The 24,961-nt window shown below is 58.4% G+C and carries 22 protein-coding genes; 10 read left to right on the forward strand and 12 right to left on the reverse strand.

Going from position 1 to position 24,961, the window contains the following annotated elements; all coding sequences use genetic code 11:
* Positions 1-94 precede the first annotated feature (94 nt).
* Positions 95-748, forward strand: a complete 654-nt coding sequence (locus ACO6EE_RS04895) for an IS1595 family transposase (RefSeq protein ID WP_485959656.1) — start codon at positions 95-97, stop codon at positions 746-748.
* A 77-nt stretch (positions 749-825) separates the two neighbouring features.
* Here the strand turns inward: ACO6EE_RS04895 and ppk1 are convergent, their stop codons facing one another.
* Positions 826-2,880 carry a polyphosphate kinase 1 gene (ppk1, locus tag ACO6EE_RS04900; RefSeq protein WP_485959658.1) on the reverse strand — a complete coding sequence of 685 codons (2,055 nt, stop codon included), beginning with the start codon at positions 2,878-2,880 and terminating at the stop codon, positions 826-828.
* A gap of 218 nt (positions 2,881-3,098) precedes the next feature.
* On the opposite strand from ppk1, the gene ACO6EE_RS04905 reads away from it, so the two are divergent.
* Positions 3,099-3,440: a hypothetical protein gene (locus ACO6EE_RS04905; protein WP_485959660.1), complete on the forward strand. Its 342-nt coding sequence runs from the start codon at positions 3,099-3,101 to the stop codon at positions 3,438-3,440.
* Between the two features lie 179 nt (positions 3,441-3,619).
* Here ACO6EE_RS04905 and ACO6EE_RS04910 read toward each other — a convergent pair whose 3' ends face one another.
* Together ACO6EE_RS04910 and ACO6EE_RS04915 are read right to left on the reverse strand one after the other, a co-directional pair.
* The gene (locus tag ACO6EE_RS04910) at positions 3,620-4,177 is read right to left on the reverse strand and encodes an RICIN domain-containing protein (protein WP_485959662.1); all 558 of its coding nucleotides are present in this window, start codon (positions 4,175-4,177) and stop codon (positions 3,620-3,622) included.
* Between the two features lie 48 nt (positions 4,178-4,225).
* Positions 4,226-4,717 carry a GNAT family N-acetyltransferase gene (locus ACO6EE_RS04915; protein WP_485959664.1) on the reverse strand — a complete coding sequence of 164 codons (492 nt, stop codon included), beginning with the start codon at positions 4,715-4,717 and terminating at the stop codon, positions 4,226-4,228.
* Positions 4,718-4,908: 191 nt separating this feature from the next.
* On the opposite strand from ACO6EE_RS04915, the gene ACO6EE_RS04920 reads away from it, so the two are divergent.
* The 4 genes from ACO6EE_RS04920 to ACO6EE_RS04935 all read left to right on the forward strand — a co-directional run bounded on the left by ACO6EE_RS04920 (position 4,909) and on the right by ACO6EE_RS04935 (position 7,737).
* Positions 4,909-5,181, forward strand: a complete 273-nt coding sequence (locus tag ACO6EE_RS04920; protein WP_485959666.1) for a hypothetical protein — start codon at positions 4,909-4,911, stop codon at positions 5,179-5,181.
* Between the two features lie 31 nt (positions 5,182-5,212).
* Positions 5,213-6,436: a multidrug effflux MFS transporter gene (locus ACO6EE_RS04925; RefSeq protein ID WP_485959667.1), complete on the forward strand. Its 1,224-nt coding sequence runs from the start codon at positions 5,213-5,215 to the stop codon at positions 6,434-6,436.
* A 93-nt stretch (positions 6,437-6,529) separates the two neighbouring features.
* Complete coding sequence (locus tag ACO6EE_RS04930) at positions 6,530-7,150, forward strand: hypothetical protein (protein ID WP_485959669.1); 621 nt, start codon at positions 6,530-6,532, stop codon at positions 7,148-7,150.
* Positions 7,151-7,290: 140 nt separating this feature from the next.
* Entirely contained in the window at positions 7,291-7,737 is a 447-nt protein-coding gene (locus ACO6EE_RS04935; RefSeq protein ID WP_485959670.1) for an SMI1/KNR4 family protein, read from the forward strand.
* Positions 7,738-7,802: 65 nt separating this feature from the next.
* On the opposite strand, the gene ACO6EE_RS04940 is transcribed toward ACO6EE_RS04935, so the two are convergent.
* Positions 7,803-8,699, reverse strand: a complete 897-nt coding sequence (locus tag ACO6EE_RS04940) for a LysR family transcriptional regulator (RefSeq protein WP_485959672.1) — start codon at positions 8,697-8,699, stop codon at positions 7,803-7,805.
* 117 nt (positions 8,700-8,816) lie between these two features.
* On the opposite strand from ACO6EE_RS04940, the gene ACO6EE_RS04945 reads away from it, so the two are divergent.
* On the forward strand, positions 8,817-9,233 hold the full coding sequence (locus tag ACO6EE_RS04945) for a DoxX family protein (protein WP_485959673.1): 417 nt from the start codon (positions 8,817-8,819) through the stop codon (positions 9,231-9,233).
* A 710-nt stretch (positions 9,234-9,943) separates the two neighbouring features.
* Here ACO6EE_RS04945 and ACO6EE_RS04950 read toward each other — a convergent pair.
* From ACO6EE_RS04950 to ACO6EE_RS04960, 3 genes are all read right to left on the reverse strand, one after another.
* Positions 9,944-10,816 carry a tetratricopeptide repeat protein gene (locus tag ACO6EE_RS04950; RefSeq protein WP_485959674.1) on the reverse strand — a complete coding sequence of 291 codons (873 nt, stop codon included), beginning with the start codon at positions 10,814-10,816 and terminating at the stop codon, positions 9,944-9,946.
* Between the two features lie 315 nt (positions 10,817-11,131).
* On the reverse strand, positions 11,132-15,028 hold the full coding sequence (locus ACO6EE_RS04955) for a translocation/assembly module TamB domain-containing protein (protein WP_485959676.1): 3,897 nt from the start codon (positions 15,026-15,028) through the stop codon (positions 11,132-11,134).
* A 1-nt stretch (position 15,029) separates the two neighbouring features.
* A complete protein-coding gene (locus ACO6EE_RS04960; protein WP_485959678.1) occupies positions 15,030-16,865 on the reverse strand; it encodes an autotransporter assembly complex protein TamA in 1,836 nt (611 codons plus the stop codon).
* Positions 16,866-16,996: 131 nt separating this feature from the next.
* Between ACO6EE_RS04960 and ACO6EE_RS04965 the strand changes: the two genes are divergently transcribed.
* Both ACO6EE_RS04965 and sstT read left to right on the forward strand, forming a co-directional pair.
* On the forward strand, positions 16,997-17,125 hold the full coding sequence (locus ACO6EE_RS04965; RefSeq protein WP_485959680.1) for a hypothetical protein: 129 nt from the start codon (positions 16,997-16,999) through the stop codon (positions 17,123-17,125).
* A gap of 129 nt (positions 17,126-17,254) precedes the next feature.
* Positions 17,255-18,496, forward strand: coding sequence for a serine/threonine transporter SstT (gene sstT / locus ACO6EE_RS04970; RefSeq protein WP_485959681.1), 1,242 nt, complete (start codon positions 17,255-17,257; stop codon positions 18,494-18,496).
* 180 nt (positions 18,497-18,676) lie between these two features.
* Here sstT and speD read toward each other — a convergent pair whose 3' ends face one another.
* The 5 genes from speD to ACO6EE_RS04995 all read right to left on the reverse strand — a co-directional run bounded on the left by speD (position 18,677) and on the right by ACO6EE_RS04995 (position 22,817).
* On the reverse strand, positions 18,677-19,030 hold the full coding sequence (speD, locus tag ACO6EE_RS04975; RefSeq protein WP_485959683.1) for an adenosylmethionine decarboxylase: 354 nt from the start codon (positions 19,028-19,030) through the stop codon (positions 18,677-18,679).
* A gap of 149 nt (positions 19,031-19,179) precedes the next feature.
* Entirely contained in the window at positions 19,180-20,739 is a 1,560-nt protein-coding gene (locus ACO6EE_RS04980; protein ID WP_485959685.1) for a DUF4178 domain-containing protein, read from the reverse strand.
* A 9-nt stretch (positions 20,740-20,748) separates the two neighbouring features.
* Complete coding sequence (locus ACO6EE_RS04985; protein WP_485959686.1) at positions 20,749-21,105, reverse strand: hypothetical protein; 357 nt, start codon at positions 21,103-21,105, stop codon at positions 20,749-20,751.
* 91 nt (positions 21,106-21,196) lie between these two features.
* Entirely contained in the window at positions 21,197-22,246 is a 1,050-nt protein-coding gene (locus tag ACO6EE_RS04990) for an SPFH domain-containing protein (RefSeq protein WP_485959690.1), read from the reverse strand.
* A gap of 172 nt (positions 22,247-22,418) precedes the next feature.
* Complete coding sequence (locus ACO6EE_RS04995) at positions 22,419-22,817, reverse strand: DUF350 domain-containing protein (protein WP_023887633.1); 399 nt, start codon at positions 22,815-22,817, stop codon at positions 22,419-22,421.
* A gap of 320 nt (positions 22,818-23,137) precedes the next feature.
* On the opposite strand from ACO6EE_RS04995, the gene ACO6EE_RS05000 reads away from it, so the two are divergent.
* Positions 23,138-24,655, forward strand: coding sequence for a polyamine aminopropyltransferase (locus ACO6EE_RS05000; protein WP_485959688.1), 1,518 nt, complete (start codon positions 23,138-23,140; stop codon positions 24,653-24,655).
* The last annotated feature ends 306 nt before the right edge of the window (positions 24,656-24,961 follow it).

Here is a 24,961-nt window from a genome sequence, read left to right on the forward strand (position 1 = left end):
TAGACAGCCGAACGGGACTGACTGAAACCTCCTGCTAGACCAGTGCAATTCGATAGGGGCTGTACTAGATTAGCAGATATGTTACCCTCGAAATATGAAGATAACACACTGCAAATTAAAGAAAAAATTACAGAAAGAACTACTTCGTTTTTTTGTACTCGAAGTTACCGCCCGTTCCGCTGCCGATATTGTGGACATTCAGCCCAACTCCGCCATTCTGTTCTACCGCAAAATCCGTATGGTTATCAGCCATCATTTGGCCTTGGCTGCCGATGAGGTTTTTGAGGGCTCTGTCGAGTTGGACGAAAGCTATTTCGGCGGACGGCGTAAAGGCAGACGTGGTCGCGGTGCGGCAGGAAAAGTGGTTGTCTTCGGCATTCTGAAACGCAACGGACGGGTCTATACCGTTGTGGTGGATAATGCCAAGTCTGAAACGTTACTCCCTGTCATCAAAAAGAAAATCATGCCGGACAGTATTGTTTATACCGATAATCTGAGCAGTTACGACAAGTTGGACGTGAGCGGTTTCATCCATTACCGCATCAACCATTCCAAGGAATTTGCAGACCGCCAGAACCACATCAACGGCATTGAGAATTTTTGGAATCAGGCAAAACGCGTCTTACGCAAATACAACGGAATCGATCGCAAATCTTTCCCGCTGTTCTTGAAAGAATGCGAATTTCGGTTTAACTTCGGCACACCGTCCCGACAGCTAAAAATCTTGCGGGATTGGTGTGGAATTTAGGGCTAATCTAGTACAGCCCCTTTGCCTATTAAGAGGCTACCTGAAACTTTCAGGTAGCCTCTTTCACTTCCGTGTTATCAGCGCCGATATTCATTTAGCAGCGTTTCCTGCATATCCAGCTCTTCTTCCCCTTCCTGCGCGGTGGCGCGGACATAGCTGCCGTCGGACTGCATCAGCCAAGCTTTGCGGTTGTCGGCTAGGGCGAGGGTGAGGGCTTCGCGCATAATGCGCTGTTTGATGGCCGGGTTTTCCACTGGAGTGCAGATTTCGATGCGGCGGAAGAAGTTGCGGCTCATCCAGTCGGCGCTGGCGATGAAGAGCTCTTCGCGCCCGCCACTGTGGAAGTAGAACACGCGGGAGTGTTCGAGCAGGCGGCCGATGATGGAGCGCACGCGGATATTTTCGGACAGACCGGGCACGCCGGGGCGCAGGGTGCACATACCGCGCACGATCAGATCTATCTGAACGCCGGCCTGGCTGGCTTGATACAGGGCGCGGATGATGCCGGGCTCGATCAGCGAATTCATCTTGGCAATGATGCGGGCGGGGCGGCCGGCGCGGGCTTCGGCAGTTTCAGCATCAATGTGCTCCAACAGCATGGGGCTGAGGGTGAAAGGGCTCTGATAAAGCTTATTGAGCCGCGTGGGCTGGCCGAGGCCGGTGATTTCCATAAAGATGGCGTTCACGTCGGCGGTGATGGCTTCATCGGCGGTGAGCAGGCCGAAATCGGTGTAGATGCGGGAGGTGCCTTGGTGGTAGTTGCCGGTGCCGAGGTGGGCGTAGCGTTTCAGGTAGCCTCCTTCGCGGCGGATAACGAGCGCCATTTTGGCGTGCACTTTGTAGCCGAATACGCCGTACACCACATGCGCCCCCGCGCTCTCCAGCCGTCGCGCCCAGTTGACGTTGTTTTCTTCATCGAACCGCGCCATCAGCTCGACCACCACAGTTACCTGTTTGCCCGCATTGGCGGCAGCAATCAGGGCGCGGGCGAGGTCGGAATGGGTGCCGGTGCGGTAGATGGTCATCTTGATGGCCACCACATCCGGGTCGGCAGCGGCTTCTTGGATGAAGCGCACGGTGGGGGCGATGGATTGGTAGGGGTGGTGCAGCAGCACGTCGTGCTGTTTGAGCACTTCAGGCATGGGCTGGTCTTTGCGCACATCTTTGGGTAGGCCGGGCGAGAATGGTGGGAATTTCAAATCGGGTTGGTCCACCATATCGGGCACGGCCATCAGCCGCACCAGGTTCACGGGGCCGACCACTTGGTAGAGCTCGTTCGGGCTCAAATTGCATTGCGCGAGCAGGAATTCGGCCACATGCGGCGGGCAGTTGTCGGCCACTTCCAACCGCACCTCGTCGCCATACTGCCGCTCGCGCAGCTCGGTTTGCACGGCGGCACGCAGGTTGGTGAGGTCTTCTTCATCCACCGTGAGCTCGCTGTTGCGCGTGAGGCGGAATTGGTAGCAGCCCTCCACATCCATGCCGGGGAAGAGCTTGTGCACATAAGCATGCAAAATGGAGGAAAGCAGCACGAAGCCGTGCCCTGCGCTGAGTTCGTCCGGCAGTTTCACCACGCGCGGCAGAATGCGCGGCGCCTGCACCACGGCCATACCGGAAGCGCGACCGAAAGCGTCTTTGCCGGAAAGCGACACCACGAAATTGAGCGACTTGTTGAGCAGGCGCGGGAAAGGGTGCGCCGGGTCGAGCCCCAGCGGGGTGAGGATGGGCAGCAGCTCGCGGTCGAAATAGCTTTCAATCCAGGCGCGCTGCTGATCCGTCCATTGGCGGCGCGGATAGAAGAAAATGCCCTCTTGGCGCAGCGCGGGAATCAGCTCTTGGTTGAACAGCTCGTATTGCTCCTGAATTAATTTTTTGGCCTCGGCCGCCGCCGCCGCCATGGTTTCGGCGGGCGTGGTGCCGTTATCCAAGAGCGCGTGCGGGTTGAGCTGGCTTTCCTTCTTCAGCCAGGCCATGCGTACTTCGAAAAATTCGTCCAAATTAGAAGAAACGATGCACAAAAAGCGCAACCGCTCCAAAAGCGGCACGCCTTCGTCCCGCGCCTGCGCCAGCACGCGGCGGTTGAACGCCAGCAGGCTCAGTTCGCGGCAAAGGATGGTGGGCTGGTTCGGCATAAGGCTACCTGAAAAAGGAAAATTGAATGAAAATGCTGTGTAAACAAACAGCTGCTTGGAAGAAATCGGCGCTATAATGGCTATACCGCCATCGGCAAAGTGCCGTGCGCGCCAGCTTAATTAATATAGCAATTATCGTTCCAACCTGCGCCCGAAGACAAGATATAGGCACGAAGCAGGCCGAACGTTTCCACCCGCCACCTTTCGGGAGACCCATCATGCGAACCCTGTTCCTTCTCTGCGCCGCCCTCTTCAGCGCTGCCGCAGCAGCCGAAACCAGTGCCCAAATCAACCTGCAAATCAACCCCTACGCCGATTACTACTACGGCGGCTACGACAACTACCCCGGCTACTACCCCAGCCGCAGCTACTATTTCTATAACGGCTCCAACCAATACGGCGGTGGCGAAATTCAAACCACCGAGCAATACAGCCGGGGCGGCATCGGCTATACCGAACACCGCAACTGCCACACCAGCGCCGGCTCCACCATCTGCACCGGCAACTGGCGGCCGGTATCGCCCGTGCGCGGCAATATCCAAATCAACTACCGTCACTAAGTGCCCGCAGCAAGAGTAGGTTGGGTTAGCCGCAGGCGTAACCCAACAAATTAAAGTGGAATGTTGGGTTTCCCAACCCAACCTACTACTAAGTGGCCGAAGCGGTAAAAAGGCTACCTGAAAACCATCCTACGGTTTTTCAGGTAGCCTTTTCCATTCCCACGCAACCCGCAGCCAAGCTATCGGTAAAACTGCTGCCCCATCCCGTTATCGCAATATTGCAGGCTCACCGTGCCGCCGCTGCCGTCTAGGCACAGGCCGTTGGCGGTGCTGCGGATGTGGCTGCCCTCGGCAATCCAATGCTGGCTGCGGCTGTTTTGGCAGGCGGTGGCGATGACGGGGCTGCCGGCGCCGCCGGTGGCTTCGGCGCACAAACCGTTGATGTTGAGGCGCGGGCCGTCGAACATGAATTGCTGGTTGTTGCGCCCGTGGCAGGGCTGGCTGACCAGGTAGGCGGGCATGCCGCTGCGTTCGAGGCTGAGGCAGGAATTGTCGGCGGCCTGGCGCAGCAGGGTGCGGCGGCCGTTGTTGGGCACGGGGCGGTAGTAGCCGTCGAGCGGGGAGCTTTCGCTCATGATGACGGTGGTGCCCGGTACGGCGTCCACGCGCACGGTTTTGTGCACGGTGTGTGTGGTTTCTACGGGCAGATCGAGCGAGAAGAACCGCCCGTTTGGGCCGTCGAGATAAGTGCAGGCGGGGAGGGCGAGCAGGGCAATCAGGAGTGGCGGGATTTTCATGGCGGCTCTTTCGGTATGGCGGAGGAGTGGGCTACCTGAAAGCCGGCATCAACGGTCGGTGAGCAGTTTGCGCATCAGCCGGCATTCGATGCCGATTTCTTGATTCAGCGGCAGCATGGCTTCGCCAAGGGGGCGGTAGCCGTTGAGCAGGTAGAACGGTTCGGAATTGAGCGAGGCATAGAGCTTGAGCATGCCCAGCCCGTGTTGGTAGGCCAGCTCTTCAGCGCGGCCGAGCAGGGCGGTGCCGAGGCCTTGGCGCTGCACGAAGGGGTGCACATACAGGGCATCGAGCTGGGATTCTTGCAGATTAAGCTGAAAAAAGCCTTGGATGTGGTGTTTGAATTCGATCACCCACAAGAGCTTGCGCTCGTCTTCGAGGGTGTCGAGGTAGCTGTCGGGGCTGAGCAGGGCAAGCCAGGCTTGCAGCACGGCTTCGCTGTAGTTGCGGGCGCAGGTGTAGCGCACGGCATATTGGTGGGCGTTGTAGATGTGTTCGCAATCTTGGATGCGTGCCGGACGCAGGTGGGTAATCAGGCTCATAACGGGCGGGGGGTGCGGTGAAACTGGCGGAATTATATAGCTTGTCCAATCGAATAACCAATTGGCTTGGACAATCGGGGATATAATTGGGGCTACCTGAAACCTGCATGAACCAAATCAGGCAAAACGCAGGCGCACTCATTTTCAGGTGGCCTTTAAGCTTTCTACACAACCCATCAAAAGGAATCTTTATGCCCCCTCATCTGAAAAGCTGGCTGGCCGTGTGCCTGCTGCCGCTGTTACTGGCCTTGTGGTTTGCGCTGAATCCGGCGCATGATGCCACGGGCTATCTGCTCAATGGGGTGGTGATGTGCTGCGCCTGTGTGTTTTTGCTGAAATATGTGCTGTTTGCGTTGGTGTCGGCGCATTTGCGCCAGGATGCGGCGGCCAAGCAGCGCGCTTTGCTGCAATTATTGCCCTTGGCCGCATTCGGCGGCTATGTGGCTTATTACTTTATCCGCTGATTTTTCTTAATTCTGTATCGTATTAATTCTGATGAACACTTCTGCTCCTTCCCGCCTTTCCGACAAGCAAATGGCGCTACTTTTGGCCGCAATGGCGGCGGTGATGCCGTTTTCGATTGATACCTATCTGCCCGCCGTGCCGGCGATGGCGGCCAGCTTGGGCGTGGGTGAAACCGATATTCAGCAAAGCCTGAGTATTTTTCTGGTGGGGCAGTCGGCGGGCGTGCTGCTGGGCGGGGTGTTTTCTGATTTTAAAGGGCGGCGGCCGGTGGTGCTGGCCGGGCTGGGGGTGTACCTTGTGGCCAGTTTGGGGCTGATTCTGCTGCAAACCCTGCCGCAGCTGATGCTGCTGCGTATGTTGCAGGCTTTCGGCGCGGGCATGGTGGCGGTGAGCGGCGGGGCGATTGTGCGCGACCGCTACGAAGGCCGCAGTGCGGCGCAGATGTTTGCGCTGATCGGGGTGATTATGATGGCGGCGCCGATTTTGGCGCCGATGGTGGGCTGGCTGATGCAGATAATCGGCGGCTGGCGCGCGGTGTTCGGCTTTTTGCTGGGCTATGCCGCGCTGGTGTGGCTGCTGCAATGGCGCTTCCTGCCGGCCAACCGCCCCGCCGCCAAGCCGGCGGGTTCGCCGCTATCGATTATTTTCACGGGCTACCGCAGCGTGTTTGGCAAGCCGCAATCGCTTGGTTTTCTGTTTTTCCAGTCGCTCAGCTTTTCCTCCATGTTTGTGTTCCTCACTGAATCGCCTTCGGTGTATATGAAGTTCTACGGCCTGAGTAACGGCTGCTATACCCTGCTGTTCGGCCTCAATATCGTGACCATGATTTTCTTCAACCGCATCACCGCCTGGCGGCTGAAAAGCGGCAGCGAGCCGGCCAATATCCTGCTCATCGGCATCGCCGTGCAGTTTTGCGCCAACTTCCTGCTGATGCTGCTCTCCCAATCTATAGCCGTGCCGCCCTTGTGGCTGTTTGCCCCGTTGGTGATGGTGTCGGTGGGCACGCAGGGGCTGGTGGTAGCCAACACCCAGGCCTGCTTTATGGGCTATTTCAAAGCCGAAGGCGGCAGCGCCAACGGCGTGCTGATTTCCAGCCAAGTGCTGATTGCCGCCGCCGTGGGCTTTCTCACCACCCAGCTGCACAACGGCAGCGCGCGCATCATGCCCGCCATGATGCTGGCCTCCACCCTGTGCGGCATCACGCTGCTGTTTGCCCTGTCGCGCCACGTGTGGCTGGACAAAGCCCGGCAGTAAGCCGCCAGGCTACCTGAAAGCCGCCATCCTCTTTTCAGGTAGCCTGTTATCCCTGCAGTAGGCTACCTGAAACCTATTTTAGAAAGGCGCAACATGAGCAACAACAAAGGCAAACACCAAGGCAAACACCAAGGCAAACTCGACACCCTCTGCCAACTCCCGCCCGACATCCCTGCCATTAAAGCCTACCTCAAAGAGCTTGATACTCAAGCCCAGCATGTGGCCGCCAACAGCAACGACTACCCCAAGCAAACCATCAGCGCCGACATATGGATGAGCGGCTACCAGCTCGTGAACACCGCCCGCGCCCTCGCCGAATGGCTGGAACAGCAAAGGCTCTACGAGCTCTGGCCGCAAGCCGTTGAATGCTGGGGCACCGCCGCCTTCGCCGTGGTCGCCCACTACCGCGCCGAAATCGGCCCCTTCATGCACGCCGTGATGCGGCTGCAAAAACGGCGCGGCAACAGCCAAGCGGTGCAAGAAGCATGCCGCGCCATACTGGGCGATTTCACCCTCCTGCTGGAGGGCGCCGAAGAGCTGCGCGACGACGGCTGCACCGACCCGGCCGACTATCAGGAATACAGCGAACTGGCCGCCATCTCCTACCTCGACCTCGCCGCCCGCCTCCTCGCCGAACACGGCGACAGCGAAGCCCAAGCCATCCGCCAACGCCTCAACCGCCTGCCGCAATATTGGGTAACCCTGAAGCTTTAGTAGCGAAGGCTACCTGAAAAATACTAACGGCTTTGGGGCTAAAAGCAGCTGTAAAACGGCAGCAATATCTGCCCTGTTGTCTATTTATTCCGTTTTCAGGTAGCCTCCTCCTTCTTACCGCCACTACTAAGGAAACTGCCATGCCTCAAGCTTGTCTCGACCAACTCGAAGACCTTATCCGTGCCGATTTCGCCGAACAAGACGGCATGGCGGAAGAACTCCTCTCAGGTGAGCCTGTATCCGAGGCCGAAATTGCCGCCGCCGAACAAGAGCTCGGCACGCCCTTCCCCGCCCTGTATCGCGCCCTGCTGCTGCGTTTCGGCACAAACTGCTATCTGGGCATAGAAATCGACGATTTGGCGCAGGTGGTAGAGAACACAAAATGGGTACGCCGCCATTTTGCCCAGCACGAAACCCTGCCCGCCGGACTGCTGCAACAAGGCATCACCTTCGCGGGCGACGGCAGCGGCAACTACTTTATGCTGCACGACGGCGCGGTATGGCTGCCCGACCACGACAGCGGCGAATGCGTTCGGAAAGCCGAAAGCCTCGAAGCCTTCCTGCTGGCTGCCAACGGCGCGGATTAAGCAGCAAAAACAGGCCACCTGAAACCATTTAGCGTTTCAGGTAGCCTTTGCTTTGGCCGGCTATTCTACAAATCAGCCTGTTCGTTCGCGGCTTTATCCACCATAAAGTCGATAAAACTGCGTACCTTCGCGCTCAAGAGTTTGCGCTGGGTGTACACGGCGTAGAAGGGCACGGGTGCGGTGCGGTATTCGGGCAGCAGGCGGCGCAGGTGGCCGGTTTGCAGGTCGGCGCGCAGGAGCCATTCGGGCAGGTAGCCGATGCCGGCGCCGGCGCACACCAGCTGGTAGAGCATTTGGGTGTTGTTGCTGTGTATGGCGGCTTGCAGCTCGATGTTATGACTTTCGCCCCGGCCTTGCAGGGTGAGGCCGGATACGTCGGTGTAGCTGGGCAGGATGGCTTGGTATGGCGCTAAATCCTGCGGAGCGGCGGGCATGCCGTGTTCGGCCAAATAGGCGGGCGCGGCCACCAAATGGAAATCGATTTCGGCCAGGGTGCGGGCAATCAGGTTTTCGGCCGGCTGCTTGGAGAGGCGCAGCGCCACGTCTTCGCCGTCGCCGTCGAGGTTGACGCTGTGGTTGGTGAGCGTGAGGTGCAGCGACACATCGGGGTAGCGGCGGCAGTATTCAGTAATCCAGCCGGCAAACACGGGGTTGGCAAACCACACGGGGATGCTCACGCGCAATCGGCCCTGCACCCGGGCGGTGCTGCCGGCGGCGCGGGCGGCAGCCTGTTCGAGGAGGTCGAGCGCGGAGAGGCAGTCGCGGTAGTAGGCTTCGCCCTGCTCGGTGAGGCTGAGGCGGCGGTTGTTGCGGTAGAGCAGGCGGGCATTCACGCTTTTTTCCAGGTGTGCCACGTGTTTGCTGGCCATAGGCACGGAAATATCCAGCTGATCGGCGGCGCGGGTGAAGCTGCCGCTGTGTACCACTTGGCAGAACACTTTCATGCTTAATAAGGTATCCATGATTTCTCTTGGGGAAAAACTGTATTGTTGGATTGGCTATGTTTTCGCTATAGGGAAATGATTATACTGCACGGGTACTTTCAACCGATACTGTTTCACGCATCAAGAGGAAAAATCATGAATACACATTGGGGAAACTGCCGCAGCATGGTGTTGTCGGTATTGCGTATTGCGGCGGGTTATATGTTTATGCTGCACGGTTCGGCCAAGCTGCTCGGCCTGCCGCATGTGGAAATGTTTGACGGCTTGCAGCTCTTCTCGCTCTACGGCGTGGCCGGTATGCTGGAGCTGGGCGGCGGCCTGTTGGTGTTGCTCGGTTTGTTTACCCGCCCGACAGCGTTTATCCTCTCCGGCCAAATGGCGGTGGCCTACTTCATCGGCCACGTTGCGGGCAACGGCCACGTGCTGATTCCGTTGATGAACGGCGGCGAGGCAGCCGTGCTGTTTAGCTTTGTGTTCCTGTATCTGGCCGCAGCGGGTGGCGGCAAATGGTCGCTGGATGCGCTGCTGTGCAAAAAGCGGCAGGGGTACTGAGCTTTGCAGAAACTCGTTTCAGGTAGCCTTAATACGCAAGCAGGCTACCTGAAAAAAGGAGCTGGGTTTGCCACCCGCTCCTTATTTATTTGCTATAAAAGATGCAGCACTTTAATGCTGAAGGTATCCCGCATCGTTAAGGCAGCCATATCCGCCTCCCGAAACGTGGTTTTCTTCCCTTCAAAGGCGTATTCGTAAATCCTTCGATTCAGCGCGTCAAAGAAATAGTCGTAAAAACAGTCTTCTTGGTTTTAATCCTCCACAAAGTCGGTAATGTGGATGTGTTGTTCATCTATGCCCAAGTAATCTTTGATTTGCTGAAACTGGCGGGGAAACTCAAGCGGGAAAGGCCTGATTGAGTTGTTGCCGCTGCTCGGCTGTCGGTGCGGCAGCTGTGGTTAATGACGCTGCAAACAGGCAAGCGGCGAGAAGAAGTTTGATACGGCGGTTCATATCTTTTCCGATAAATAATGGGGCAAATCTGCGATTTATCTCATTCTCTTACAAGAGAAGGGGTGGGGGTTCAGGTAGCCTTTGGGTGGGGTGAGGCTACCTGAAAAATGATGTTTCGGCAAAGCCAGTTTTGGCTAGCCGTGGCTTGAGTTAGGTTGCAAACCATAATCCAACGTTGGGCTAAGATTGCTTGGGTTACGCCTGCGGCTAACCCAAACTACGCGGGCTTACGCTTTCAGGTAGCCTGTTGAGGCAGGCTAGTGCCCTTCTTGTTGCAGCCGGCGCAATACAGATCGGGCGGGGCTGTACCCTTGGGCGGCAGCCTTCTCAAACCAGTAGCGGGCACGGGCATAGTCTTGCGGCACGCCTTGACCCTTTGCATACAAGACGCCAAGGTTGACTTGGGCAACAGCATAGCCTTGAGCGGCCGCTTTTTCATACCAGTGGCGGGCACGGACGTAATCCTGAGTTACACCCAGCCCTTTTTCGTAAAAGGCACCCAGATTGAATTGCGCTACTACCATCCCTTGTGCTGCGGCTTTTTCAAACCAATAGCGGGCACGAGCATAGTCTTGCGGTACACCGTGCCCGTTCAAATACAAAACTCCAAGATTGAATTGGGCATCGGGAAAGCCTTGAGCAGCAGCTTTGCCGAACCACTCGCTGGCATGCACATAACTTTGCGGCATCCCCTGCCCTTTCTCATAGCAAACGCCAAAGTTATATTGTGCAACAGCGTTACCTTGGGTGGCAGCTTTCCCAAACCAATTACAGGCACGGGAAAAGTCCTGCTTAACACCGTATCCGTTGTAATAAAAAATCCCAAGATTATGTTGTGAATCAGCTCTCCCCTGTTCCGCGGCTTGTTCAAACCAGTATTTGGCCTGAACGTAATTTTGCGGCACCCCTTGCCCCTGTTCGTACATCACGCCAAGGTTGTGCTGAGCGGTGGCATAGCCTTGTTGTGCCAATGGCAAAAATAACTCATGGGCGCGGCGGTAGTCTTGTTGCTGATAGGCGGAAAAGGCCTGATTGAGTTGCTGCCGCTGCTCGGCCGTCGGTGCGGCAGCTGTGGTTAATGATGCTGCCAGCAGGCAAGCGGCGAGAAGAAGTTGGATACGGCGGTTCATATTTTGTCCGATGAATGCTGAGGCAAACCTGCGATTTGCCTTATTCTCTTACGAGGGAAGGGGTTGGGTTTCAGGTAGCCTTTCAGATAGTTGAGGCTGCCTGAAAACGGAGCGAAGCGAAGTTTCTGCGAAGCTAAAGCGCCAGCTGCAACGAAGTTAAAACGATGTCTTGCGAAGCAAGGCGGAGTTTCTGCGAAGCTAAAAAAGGTGGCAGCTGGGTGCTTTGGTTTTTCAGGTAGCCTTCCGCGCATTGGCGGAGGCTGCCTGAAACTTTATCCAAGCCAAAATCTTGCGGCGGCTTGGCCGAATGGCCGGCTAATCGAAGCGGATGGTGTAGCGCACTTCGCCGCCCACGGAGTCGGTGCCGACGCGGCTGATGGCCTGCAGGGTGCTGTTGATCTGCCAGATCAGCTTCACGGCCTGGTTGGCGCTGGTTACGCTGTATTCGTAGCCCAGATAGAGCTCGTTGGTGATGCGCTTGCCGAAGGTGATGACTTGTTCGGCGGGGTTGAGCTCGCCGGTTTGGGTGTTGCGGGTGCGGCGGGTGGTCATGCCGAAGTCGTCGAGGAGGCCGATTTTGTCGTTGATGTTGCCGGCCAGGAAGGCGCCGGCGGCGGCGGCCACGGTGGCTTCGTCGCTTTCGTTGCCGCTGCTGGCACGGCCGAGGATGAGCCAGGAGAGTTTGTCTTTGTCGCTCATCGGCTCGTTGGATACCAGGCTCACGCGCGGGTTGTCGAGGCTGCCGAGCACTTCCACGCCGGCGCCCACGGGGGAGTATTTGCGGGTGGCGCGCAGGTTGAGGTTGGGCGAGGCGATGGGGCCGACGAAGGAGATGTGGCCTTTATTGATGACGAGGTCTTGGCCGTAGGCTTTGTATTGGCCGCGCACGATGTTTACCGTGCCCACGGCGCGCACGTTCTCTTTGGGCTGGGCGCTGAGGGTGAGCTTGCCGCCGAGCAACACATCCAGCCCTTGGCCGCTGAAGCGGAAGTTGTCGTTCAAGTCGAGGGCGAGGTTCATCTCGATGGGGGTGGCGGTGCCGGTGTCGGCAGGTTTTTCTTCGCCGAGCACCACCACGTCGTCATCCAGCCCGGGCATGCTGGATTTCTGGAAGCCGAAGTGGCCGCTATCTACTTTGAGCTCGCCGTTTAGCGCCATGCCGCGCCCGGGGTTGTAGAGCAGGCGGCTGTTGCCGCTGAGGGTGAGCTTGCGGTTGGGGTTGTCGAGGATGGGGTAGCGGGTGAACTGGGCGTTGACGTCTACATCGGGGGTGGTGCCGGTGAGGTTGACGCGGCCTTTGAGCTCGACGCTGCCGTCTTTGCGGGTGAATTTGAGCGAGTCGATTACCCAGTCGCGGCCTTGGAAGCGGGAACTGAGGCTGCCGTTATCCAAAATCACGCCGGTGTTGCGGTCGCGGTAGTAGAGGTTTTTGCCGGTGGCGGTGCCGTTGAGGCGGGGCTCGCCCACGTTGCCGGATACGGTGGTGTCGATGGCGAGCGCGCCTTTGGCGCTCATGCCGCCGGGCAGGAGGTTGCGGATGGCGTCGAGCTCGGGGATGTCGAGTTTCAGGTAGCCGTTAATCGGAGCCTGGCTGATGGCATTACCGAACTGCTGGCTCACGGCTACGGAGGCGTCGAGCGTGCCGTAGCGGGTTTTGCCGGTGAGGCGGTTGTCGATGCGGCCGCTTTGGAAGCGGGTGTCGAGCACGAGGTTGCTCAAGCCCAATGCCTGCTGGCGATAGGGGATAACCACGTCGCCGGATTGCTGGGTGAGTTTCAGGTAGCCTGTGGCATCGCGGCTGTAGCGCAAGTCCCAATCGCCGGCCACCACGAGCTGCAGCTTGACGGATTTGTCGTCTTTGCCCAGGCCGATCAGGTTGTCCAGTTCTTGCAGGTGCAGATTGGTGGCGTTGCCTTTGCTGCTGATGCCGCTTTGTTTTTCCCACATGAACGTGTGCAGATTGAGGCTGCCGCCCATGGCCGCCCAGCGGGCGTTGTCGAGGCGCACGCGTTTGGCGCCGGCTTCGATTTGGATGGGGTTGAGCAGCTTGAGGTTGAAGGCGCCGCTGATGTCGAGCTGGCCGATGCGACCGTTCCATTGCTGCTCATTGTTCAGCCCGCCGTTGGCGGCCAGGTTGAGACGGAAGGGCTTGCCACTGAGGCTGAGGCTGCTGTTGCCGGTGATGCTGTGGCTTTTGCCGCTGCCGTTGGCGTTGAGGTTGATGTTGTCGATTTGGGTGCTGCCGATGTGGATTTTCCGGCCGTCGAGCTTGATGTTGAGCGGCTGGTTGAGGTCGGGCGAGCCTTTGAGGTCGAAATCGAGGCGGTCGATGCGCACGGCGTTTTGCACGGCCAGACCGTCGGCGTGGCCGCGCAGGTCGGCGGTGAGCTTGGCGGGGTCGCCGGAAAGGAAGCCTTGGGCTTTCAGGTAGCCTGTGAGGCCGAAGCCGAAGAGGTTGAGGTTGGGTGCGTCGATGTCGAGATTAAGGCGGTCGCCTGCCTTGCCGAAGCTGCCGTCGGCGTGGATGCGGTTGCGGCCGAGCAGAAGATGGAGGTCGGCTTTGGGCAGGTGGTCGTTTTGATAGCGCAAATCGGCCTTGCCGGCGAGCGGTGCGCCGGAGAGCTGGCTGTTTTGCCAATCGAGCAGGAGGTGCAGGTCGGGCTGGTCGGCCAGGCTGCCGTCGAGCTTCACGCTGCCGTTCACGCTGCCTTGCGGCAAATCGGCCAGCACGGCGGCGGGGTTGAAGCGGGTGCTGTTAACGCGGGCGGTGATTTTGCGGCCTTGAAAGAGCTCGAGCAGGGCTTCGCCATGCATTTCGCCGCCGTTTGCGGGGGTGATTTTCACTTGCTGCAGGCGGATGCTGCGCTGGCGGTTGGTTTTGTCGGTGAGCAGTTGGAAGGTGCCGCTGGTGGCGGTTTGGCCGGCTTTAAGCTGCCAATCGGCCTGCGGGCTGCCAAGGCTACCTGAAAGCTTGATGCCGCCGTCTAGGCTGAGGTCGAGCTTTTGTTTGAGGATGTCTTGCAGTTTGAACTGCTGCACGGCGGCATCCACGGCCATGTTTTGGCTGGCGCTATCGATGTTGCCGTTGAAAGTGATGCGGCCGCCGGCGGCCAGCTCGGTATCGACATTGTCCAAATGCAGTTTGCCACTGGTGTCTACTTTGAGCTTGCCGTTGATGCCGGCCACGGGGATGCCGTTGCCGTTGATGGGCGCGGGGGCTTGGTTGCGCACTTCGAGCAGGCCGGCGAGGGTGTCGGCTTCTTCGGCGGGATTGAGCGCGAGGTTGAACACTAAATCGGCGGCGGGCAGAGAGGGATCAAACCATGCGGGGTTGATTTGACGGCCGTCGATGTTGAGGTTGACGATTTTGCGGTTGAGCAGCGGCTCGAAGGGGCGCAGTTTGCCGTTTACGGCAAAGTGGGAATCGCCGTTGTCCAGCTGGACGAGCAGCTCGGGGTTTTGCAGGCTGCCGTTCACGGCGATGGCGCTGTCGGCCTGCTTGCCGTCCAGCTCGCCACTGCCCACGATTTGGCCGTCGAGCTTGAAGGGCGTGGTGGTGTTGAGCGTGGCGCTGCCGCTGAAATTGTGCCAGGGCAGGCGCAGGGAAACGAGGTTGATCTGGTGGTTTTGATGGTCGAAGCGATAGCTCACCGCGCCGGATTCCACCACCGGGCTGTTGCTTTGGCCCAGCAGGATACGGCCGACTTCGATTTTTTCAATTTGCACGCCCAAGGGCAAATCCACGCTTTCAGGTAGCCTCATCGGCGGGCGGTCTTCTTTGGGCGGAGTGGGCTTGCTGATGATGCGGATGTCGCCGGCAGCCAGTCGGTTGACATGCAGCTGCCGCTGCCACAATTCCTGCGGCTGCCATTGCAGCGCCACGCTGCTGATGTCTAAATCGGTGCCCTCGGTGGCTACCTGAATGCCGCTGCCTTGAAAGCCGCGCCACAGGCTGCCGTTCAATTCCTTCACGCTGATGTTCACACCGAACCAGGCAGGAATTTTGGTGATGCCGAAACGCAGGCCGGATTCGGTGCCCACCAGCCACACTACGGCGGCCACCAAAAGCGTGAGCAGCAGCAAAAAGGCGGAAAGCAGGCGGCGCAGCCAGCGGCGGCGCGGCTTTTTCGGCGGAGTGTTGCCGGCAGCGGCTTCGTTTTCGGCCTCGGGCGGCAGGGTGTCGGAATCAACAGGTAGTACGGTGTCGGTCATTTTAGAATCGGGTTCCCAGGCTGATGTGCCAGCGCAGTTTGCGGTCTTGGTGGCCGTAGGCCAAATCGAAGGAGAAGGGGGCAATCGGGCTAAACCAGCGCAGGCCGACACCGCTGCCGTGATGCCAATTCATATTGGTGAAGTTGTGGCTCACCGAGCCCATATCGTGAAACAGCGCCAACGCGAAGTTTTTGCCGATCGGTTTTTGATATTCGAAGCTGGCTACGGCCAAGGCGCGGTCGGGCAGCACGGAATTGTTTGGGCCTTTGCGGCCGATACTGTCTTGCTCGTAGCCGCGCACGCTGTTGGCGCCGCCGCTGCGGAGCAGCAATACGGAGGGCACTTCCAAATCTTGGTTGGAGTGGGTGTAGCCCAACTCGCCGCGCACGATAAACGTGCCGATGTTTTTGTGTTCTTCCGGCGTGAAATAGTAGCCGGCGCGGCCGTGCACGCGCTGCACCACGGCGGACGAGCCGAGCGAACCGACGGTGGCGCCTACCTTGCCTTCCAAATAATAGCCGTTGGCCGGGCGCAGCAGGGTTTCGATGTTTTGACGGCGCCAAGCGGCGGTGAGCATCAGCACATTGCTGCGGCCGAAGTCGGGGCCGCCCACAACGTGGCGCGATTCGGTGATGTATTCCAACCCGAAACGCGCTTCGATGCCGTCGCGGTCGCGCACGCGCCAGATGCCGGATTGGAGGGTGTTTTTATCCAGTTTCTGCGTGGTGGAGCTGTTGTAGGCGATGTTGCCCGTCCAATACCAGCCGTTACTGTTGCGCGGCTGGCCCAGGCCGATACTGGCGCTTTTCTCGTAGCGGTTCACGTCGGTGGCGCCGGCAAACACATAGCCCCGGTTGAATACGTTGTAGTGTTCGTAGCCCAGGCGGATGCCGGGGCCGTCTTTGGAATCGTAGCGCAGGCCGATATCGAATTTCTGGCGCGGCACTTCGCTCACGGATACCAATAGCGGCACGCGGTCGTCCACCATTTTGGAGAAATCGGCCTCCACCTGCGCGCGGCTGTAGTGGCTGTCTTGTTCCAGTGCCTGTTGGTAATCCAGGATTTTATCGAAATCGTAGGGTTCGCCGGGCTTAAACTGCGCCATGCCGGTAATCACCGAGGCGGGATAACGCTCGTTGCCGCTCACTTGAATATCGCCGAAATACACCGGTTGTTTGCTGTCTACGCTCACAGCGAGCACGGCTTGGCTGGTTTGCGGGTTGATGGTGGCTCGGCTTTCGGTGAGCGAGGCCAGCGGGTATTTATAGCGGCGCACGGCGGAGAGCACCGAGTCTTTGCTGCTGCTCCACTCGCTGTTCACAAACGGCTGACCCACCGGCAAGGCCCAGTTGGCCATGGCGCGTTTATAGTAGGTGGCCAGCTCGCCGTCTTCCAACACCTTGCCCACAATCGACACTTCCACATCGCTCACCTGTGTGCGCGGCCCGGGCTTCACCGTAATGCGCCAGCCGCGGCCGTGCGGGGCTACCTGAATATCGGCGCGGAAATAGCCTTGCGAACGCACAATCTGTTTGATTTCGTCTGGCGCTTCTTCGGCCAAAAACTGCATTTGTTCTTGGTCGATGTCGGCATCCGGCTCGGTTTGGCGGTTGATAATGGAAAGATGTTCGCGCAAAAGTGCGGCCAAATCGGCAGGCGCATTGATGGAAATGGGGAAAGGCAGTTTGTTTGGATTAACCGTGGTGGGCTGCTCGATCGATTCTTTATTTTTCTGCACCGAACTGGCAGCAGCCTCTCCCGCCTTGCCGTCGGCACGGGCGGGCAGGCTCAGCAGCAAGGCGGCAATTACGGCAAGGGGAAACAGAGGGGTTTTCATGGGCAATCTGCAATCGGTAAACATCAGGCCGGTGTGTGTGCGGCAAACTGCGGCATATTAGCATTTTTGCCTTACGTTTTATAGTAAAGGCAGGCAAAAGCAATCCAGCCGGCCAAGGCTACCTGAAAGGGATGGTTGAGTTTGATTATCCAAACGGTCTGTTGTTGTGTGTTTCAGGTAGCCTCTATCCGCCCAAAGGCTACCTGAAAAACTTACCTGCCCCATTGCAGTCGGCTTATACGGGTGGCGGCTGTCAGTAAATATTTGTGCTGATACGTTCGTTTCTGTTAGACTAAACTTTTTCCGCCTGGAACCATGGCTGAAGCAGGCTGGTGCATTAGCAAGCAACGGGCTTTGGCTATAACAAACCACACAACCTAGGGATTTGTATGCAAAACAACACTCAAAGGAAAAGCCCGTTTGGCTTTTTCACCAGCTTGGGGCTGGTAACGCAGATTGCCATCGGCCTCGTGCTCGGCATTTTGGTGGGCGTACTGGTGCGCAACACTGCCGCTGCCGGCGCGGTGGTGGAAATCGGTGCGATTTTGGGCAGCCTGTTTGTGGGCGCGCTCAAAGCAGTGGCGCCGATTTTGGTGTTTGCCTTGGTCACTTCCGCCATCTCGCAGCACCGAAGCGGCAACCCCACCAATATCCGCCCGATTTTGGTGCTGTATTTGGTGGGCACGTTTGCCGCCGCCGTGGTGGCCGTTGGCGCAAGCTTCCTGTTCCCTTCGCAGCTCTTGCTCAGCGGCGTGGAAGCAGCCAGCAATGAAGCGCCCACCGGCATCGGCGAAGTGATGCGCCACCTGCTGATGAACCTGGTGTCCAACCCGATTCAGGCGCTGGCCAATGCCAACTACATCGGCATTCTTGCCTGGGCATTGGTGCTCGGCACAGCGTTCCGCCAAGCCAGCGAACAAACCCGCACCCTGATCAACGATGTGGCCGAAGCCATTTCCAAAGTGGTGCGCGGCGTTATCCGCTTCGCCCCCTTGGGCATTTTCGGGCTGGTGCTGGTTACCATCGTGAAAGAAGGCTTCGACAAACTGGGCTTCTATCTGCACCTGTTGGCCGTATTGTTGGGCGCGATGCTGTTTGTGGCACTGGTGGTGAACCCCATCATTGTGTTCACCCAAACCCGCCGCAACCCCTTCCCGCTGGTGTTTACCTGCCTGCGCGAAAGCGGCGTCACCGCCTTCTTCACCCGCTCTTCTGCCGCCAATATCCCGGTGAATATGGCTTTGGCGAAAAAGCTCGGCCTGCATGAAGACACTTATTCCGTGTCTATCCCGCTGGGTGCCACCATCAATATGGCCGGTGCCGCCATCACCATCACCGTGCTTACCATGGCCGCGGTACACACCTTGGGCATCGCCGTGGATTTCTGGACGGCACTGCTGCTGAGCGTGATTGCCTCCATCGGTGCCTGCGGCGCATCCGGCGTGGCCGGCGGCTCACTGCTGCTGATTCCCATGGCCTGCAGCCTGTTTAACATCCCCAACGACATCGCCATGCAGGTGGTAGGCGTGGGCTTCATCATCGGCGTGATTCAAGACTCCGCCGAAACCGCCCTCAACTCCTCTACCGACGTGCTCTTCACCGCTGCCGTGGATCAGGCGCACAAACGTTGATGGTTTGATTTGAATGCTGAAAAGGCTACCTGAAAATTTTCAGGTAGCCTTTTTGTTATCGGGCAAACCAGGTAGGGTACGTTGCTACTGCGCTATTTAGTCAAGCACATGGTTAAGAGTGAAACCTGTTTAAGGTTTCAGGTAGCCTTTCTTCCTCCCGCCACTTATCTGTGGCAAGCCTTATAGCCCGCTGCCGCGCGGATGGGTTTGCCAAACGCTGCGTTCGGCCTTTAGGGCGTGTTGCAGTGTTTCTTTCGCTGCTTCAGGCCGCAGGCGGCCGCAGAGGAAAATGTCGATGGCGGCAAAGCCGTGTTCGGGCCAGGTGTGGATGCTGAGGTGGGATTCGGCCAAGAGCAGCACGCCGGTTACGCCGCCTTCGCCGCCGAAGGTGTGAAAACGGCTCTCCAGTACGGTGGCGCCGATGTGGCGGGCGGTATGCTCCAATGCGGTTTTCAGGTAGCCTTCGTTGCGCAGCAATTCGGGCGGGCAGCCGTATAAATCAAGCAGGCCGTGGCTGCCGGGGCTGTGGCTCATTTATGCCATCCTGAAGAATAGCCGCCGCCCACGCGCGAGCCGTTGTAGGAACGGCTGCCGCTGCTGCCCATGAAGCTGTAGTTATAAAAGGTACTGGCCAGCATAGCTATGATGCTGAAAATCAAATAAGTATTTCTCGACATGTTATTTCACTCATCTTCGTCGTCGTCATCGCTACTGAACACATTACCGCGTTTGCCCAGAAAATACAGCACCATCATCGACAGCATAGCAGCCAGGGATATATCTTCTTCCGAAGCCAGCATATTCAACCACGCCGGCACGTTGATAATGACAAACACGATTATCAGCAGTGTCATCAGCCCGGTTGACGGGCGATCTGCATTCATATTGGCGCTGTATTGCGGGATGTTGCTCTCTATGCCAAACCACTCCAACACGGTGCGATAGGGAATGGTGGTGCTTTGGCTCCAGGCCGCTTCGTGCCGGTTGGATTCGGCGCAGAGCTTGCCGTTGCTGTTGTGGCGGTAGTCGCTGTAGAAATCCACGTCGCCTTGGCGGATATGCCAGTAAAACGCACCGGCAGCCAAGACCACGCGGCCGCCGTAGTCGTAGAGTTTGGGCAGGCCCTGCGGTTGGAACAAATCGCCATACAGGCGCGGCCACACGTTGAGCGTTTCCGACACGCTCCATTCGCCGTCGCCGCTTTCCACCAGCCACATAAAGCCGGCCTGCGGCTCGAAGAGCAGGTATTCCGTCCAGCGCCCAACGGGCACGATGCCGAGCGGCTTTTGGCCGAACATCAGGTTGAACGCATCTTCCGGCTCCAATTCGTCTTTGCGCACCGCGCCGATGAGGGTGTAGGTGCGGTTGTTAATGCGGGCTTCCGAGCCGATTTTCAGGGTGAACGCATCGGCCTGTGCCTCACGCCTATTGTTGGCTTCCAGCAATTCCAGCTTACCTTCTGTGGCATCCAGGTTGCTGCCGCAGCTGGGGCAGAGGATGGAAGGCGTGAGGCCGGTAATCCATTGCACCGGCGAGCCGCAGTTCGGGCAGCTTTCGGCTTGGCGTGTGCCTTTGAGCCGGCCGGCGCTATCGGCCACCTGCTCGCTGCTGCGCGTATTGCCAAGTTGTAAGTCGGCCAGCTTCACCCCTTGCCCCACAAACACTTCGGGTGGGGAGGAAGCATAATCCAGCGTGAGGAAAATTTGTTCGCAGCGCCAGTCGGCCACTTGGTTTTTCATCTGCGGCGGCACGGCAAAGGGCAGCTCGCCCTGTGCGGCGGCCTGCTCCAGCACAATATCGCGCACGTCGGCCGCCCAAAAGCGTTTGTTGCGGTATATCAGGCTGCTGCGGCCGGCCACCAAGCTGGAAAATTCCGGGATTTCCTGCAAGGTCTCGGCGGCAGGCAGGGTGAAAACGTATTGGTCGCCCGATTCGGAGAGCCAGCCGTTGGCACCGTCTTCAAACTGCACATACCACTCGTTCCACATGCCGGCATCGTATTTGGCCTGCAGGCGGCCGATGATGGCAAACGGGCGGTTGGCAAACGTGCCGGAGGTGCCGATTTGCAGCGGGCTGAAGTCTTCCAGCAGGGCGGAATCGCGGCCGCTGTCGATAATGCCTGCGCCCTGGCGCACCAACAGGCTGTGGCAGAAGCCGCACACCAGCGTAACCGCCGTGGCCGAATGCGCGTGCACGGGCGCGCCGCAGCTGGGGCAGTCGGTTTTAAAGAAGGGTTCGCTCATGATGGGTTCCTAAGGGGCGGGCGGTTTGGCGGCAAATTTTGCAGCAATCTCGGCGGCTGTTAGATCGAAGCCGTCGCACAAAGGGGCGGCATCTTGGCCTGCAATACTGGCAACAGTTTTCAGGTAGCCTGCAAACTCGAGAAAGACAGGCTGGTTTTGCGGTGTCAGGCAGAAAATGCCGTTGATTTGGTGCGAATCGCGGAGACGGCTCACCACGGCGCTGAACGCATCCCAATCGGCAGCAGCCTGCTCCGGCGCAACGGCCTGCAAGTCGGCAATGGTTTGCAATTCCTCTGCAAAATCGAGAATGCTGGGCCGGGTTTGCAGATGTTTGGCGATGACTTGTACGGGGTTTGTGGTTGGCATGATGGTGGGATTTGGCTTTCAGGTAGCCTTTGAGCCGCGTTTGAGGCTACCTGAAAGCTTACGGATGACGCTTTCAGGTAGCCTCAGCTGATCAACCAATCAGCTGTTTGAGCACTTCGGCTTTGGCCTTCTCGTAGTCTTCGGCAGAAATCAGATTGCCGTCGAGCAGGGTTTTGAGTTTGGCCAGCTTGGCTTGCGGGTCTTCAGCAGAGGGGGCGGCGGGAGCAGCCGGGGCGGCAGGCTGGGCAGCTTGAGCGGAGGCGGCTTGGGCAGGCTGCTGGGGCTGCATCATGCCGCTCATGGCGCCGGCCATGGCCTGGCCGATGCCGGCACCCACGCCGAGGCCGGCACCGATACCGGCGATGCCGCCTTCGTTTTGCGCGGCCATTGGGATGGCGGTGGCGGTTTGGTATTGGGTGAATTTGCCCATGTCGCCGATGATGCCCATCGACATTTTGCTGTCCAGTGCTTTTTGCACGTTTTCGGGCAGGGTCACGCTTTCCACGGTGAAGTTTTCCAGCGTGAGGCCGAGTTTGGCAAACTCAGGCAGCAGCAGCTCGTTCATTTTTTGCGACAGCAGCACTTGGTTGGCAGCCATATCGAGGAAGGGGATGCCGGAGGTGCCGAAGGCGGCGGCCAGCTGGGTCATGGCCAGGTTGCGCAGCTGCTGTTCGAGCTGCTCGCCACTGTAGGAAGCGCCCACGCCGGTGACTTCGCGGAAGAAGGCGGCGGGATCGCTGATGCGGTAGGCATACATGCCGAAGGAGCGCAGCTGGATCACGCCGAAATCGGCATCGCGCACGGTCACCGGCTGGGAAGTGCCCCAGCGGCGGGCGAGCTGCTGGCGGGTGTTGAAGAAGTAAACGTCGGATTTGAAGGGCGACTGGAATAATTTATCCCAGTTTTTCAGGTTGGTGAGGATGGGCAGGGTTTGGGTGGTGAGCGTGTAGCGGCCGGGTTGGAACGCATCGGCGGCTTTGCCTTCGTCCACAAACAGGGCGGCCTGTGCTTCGCGCACGGTGAGGCTGGCGCCGTTTTGGATTTCCTGGTCGGCCACGGGGAAGCGCCACATCAGCAGCCCTTCTTCGGGATTCGGCCATTCGATAACGTCGATAAACTGCTTCTTGATGAAATTGCCCAGCATGGGGATTCCTTTCTTGATGGATAGGGAGAAGGGGAAGGCTACCTGAAAGCATAGCTGCAACGGGGCAGCCAAATGCCTTGGTGCGCCCAAAGCTGCATTGCTGCGCAGCTAAAATGGGGCAAATTCCGGCAAAACCAAATTTCAGGTAGCCTGTTTTGTGTACGCGTTGCTACACCAAACAGGCGGCGTTGAGCAGCCCCACCGCCACGGAAATCACGGCACAAAGTGCGCCCACCGCCACGTTGTTGCCGGCCAGCTCGCCGGCGGCATCGGGCACGAGGCGGGTGGCGGCGAAATACACCACAATCTGAATCGCCGCGGCCGCCCAGCTCCAGAGCACGAAATCCAAAAGCCCGACACTGTGGGTGATGCTGGAAGCCAAGGGCAGGCAAAAGCCGATGAGTGCGCCGCCGAAGGAAAGCGCGCAGGCCAGGTTGCCGTTTTTAATCAGCTTCAATTCGTCGGCCGGGGTGATGCGCAGATACACGGCGGAAAACAGCGCAGTCATGCCCAGGCCCACGGCCAGGTATTGCAGATACGACAGATATTGTTGCAGGGAAATGCTCATGGGTTGCCTTTGCAATCAGAGTGGAAAGAGAAACCGCAGCAGCGGCGATATGCGGCTGATTATGCCATACAAATGCCGGTTGTTCATCCTGCTTTGCCGTTTTATTTATGAAGCAAAATTTAGGTTTTAGGCGGCTTACTGAATTTCAGGTAGCCTTCATGATTCGCACCCTGTTTGCCCTTATGCCTCATGCCGCACGAGCACTTCTGTTGGTTGGCGGCTCCCAAGAAAAGGCAACAGAAGAAAGGCAGCTACGGGCTGATGAAAAAAGGCACGGCTTTAGCTATATAATTCAGCCCATCATCAAGGCTACCTGAAACATGAAACCCGACCGCACCCTCATTATCTCCGTCTTCATCGTCGCCAGCTGCGGGCTGGCCTACGAGCTGATCATTGCCGCGCTGGCCAGCTATTTGCTGGGCGACAGCATTTTGCAGTTTTCCTCCATCATCGGCCTCTACCTCTTCGCCATGGGCATCGGTGCACACCTCACCAAATACATCCGCGATGAAGACGCGCTTTCGCGCTTTATCGAAATCGAATTGCTGGTGGGCATCATCGGCGGCGTATCGGCCTTGGTGCTGTTTGTGGTGTTCGGGCTGGCTGCCGCGCCGTTCCGCACGCTGCTGTATGCGCTGGTGCTGGTGGTGGGCATTGTGGTGGGCATGGAAATCCCGTTGGTGATGCGGGTATTGAACCGGCGGCAGGCCGATTTTAAAGACTTGGTGGCCAAAGTGCTGACGTTTGATTATTTGGGCGCGCTGGCCGTGTCGCTGCTGTTTCCGCTAGTGCTCGCGCCCCGGCTGGGCATGGCGCGTTCCGCCTTGCTGTTCGGCCTGCTCAACGCCGCCGTGGCCGTGCTCACCGCGCGCGCCTTCAAGGCGGAGCTGCCGCGCTACCGCTCTATCCAGCTGCGCGGCGGCATCGTGCTGGCCTGCCTGCTGGTCGCTTTCGCCGCTGCCAACCGCATCACCTTTCTGGCTGAACAAAGCTATTTCGGCGATCCGGTGGTGTATGAAAGCCATTCGCCCTATCAGCGCCTGGTGATCACCAAATGGCACGACGACCTGCGCCTCTACATCAACGGCAACCTGCAATTCTCCTCGCGCGACGAAGCCCGCTACCACGAAGCCCTCGTGCTGCCCGCCATGCAGATGGTGGGCGGGCAGGCGCAAAACGTGCTGATTCTGGGCGGCGGCGACGGCCTGGCCGCGCGCGAAGTGCTGAAATACCCGCAAGTAAAGGGCATCACCCTGGTCGACCTCGACCCGCAAATGACCAGCACCTTCCGCACCTCCGCCGAATTAAGCCGCCTCAACGCCGGCTCGCTCGCCAGCCCCAAAGTGCGCGTGGTGAACGACGACGCGGCCAAATGGCTGGAGCAGGCGCAGGAAAAGTTTAACGTCATCATCATCGACCTGCCTGATCCCTCCAACTTCTCGTTGGGCAAGCTCTATTCCGTGCCCATGTATCGGCTGGTGGCGCGGCATCTCGCGCCCGATGGCAAAATTGTGGTGCAATCCACCTCGCCCTATTTCGCCCCGAATGCCTATTGGTCGGTGGTGGCCACGCTGGAGGCCGCCGGGCTCGCCACCGCGCCCTATCATGTGTATGTGCCATCCTTCGGCGAATGGGGCTTCGTACTGGCCGCCCGCGAGCCCGATTTCCCCGTGCCCGCACAATTCAGCGTGCCCACCCGCTTTCTAAACGCCGACACCGCCGCCGAAATGTTCCGCTTCCCGCCCGACATGGCACGCCGCGATGTGCAGCCAAATTATTTGAACACGCAGATTCTGGTGCATTATTTCGAACAGGATTGGCGCAATGTGATGCGCTGAGAAAAGGCTACCTGAAAGTTTCAGGTAGCCTTTCTGTTGAGTTGAATGGTGTAGGGTGCGTGCGGAACGCACGCACGCGGTTTGGGATGGCGGCTAATGGATTAGGGGCTACCTGAAAAACAGGTTTCCGGTTTTCAGGTAGCCTGCTCAGCGCAAACAGCGTGGCTATATGGTTATGCGGTTCGTGCTTTGCGGCGGGAATCTTTTCAGGTAGCCTTTAGCTTATTGCCGCGCCAAACTAAATTACCCAGGGAAAAACATGATTACATTAAGAGACATCACCCAATTAATCGCCATGCTGTATTG

It is taken from the genome of Eikenella sp., from assembly GCF_057315495.1.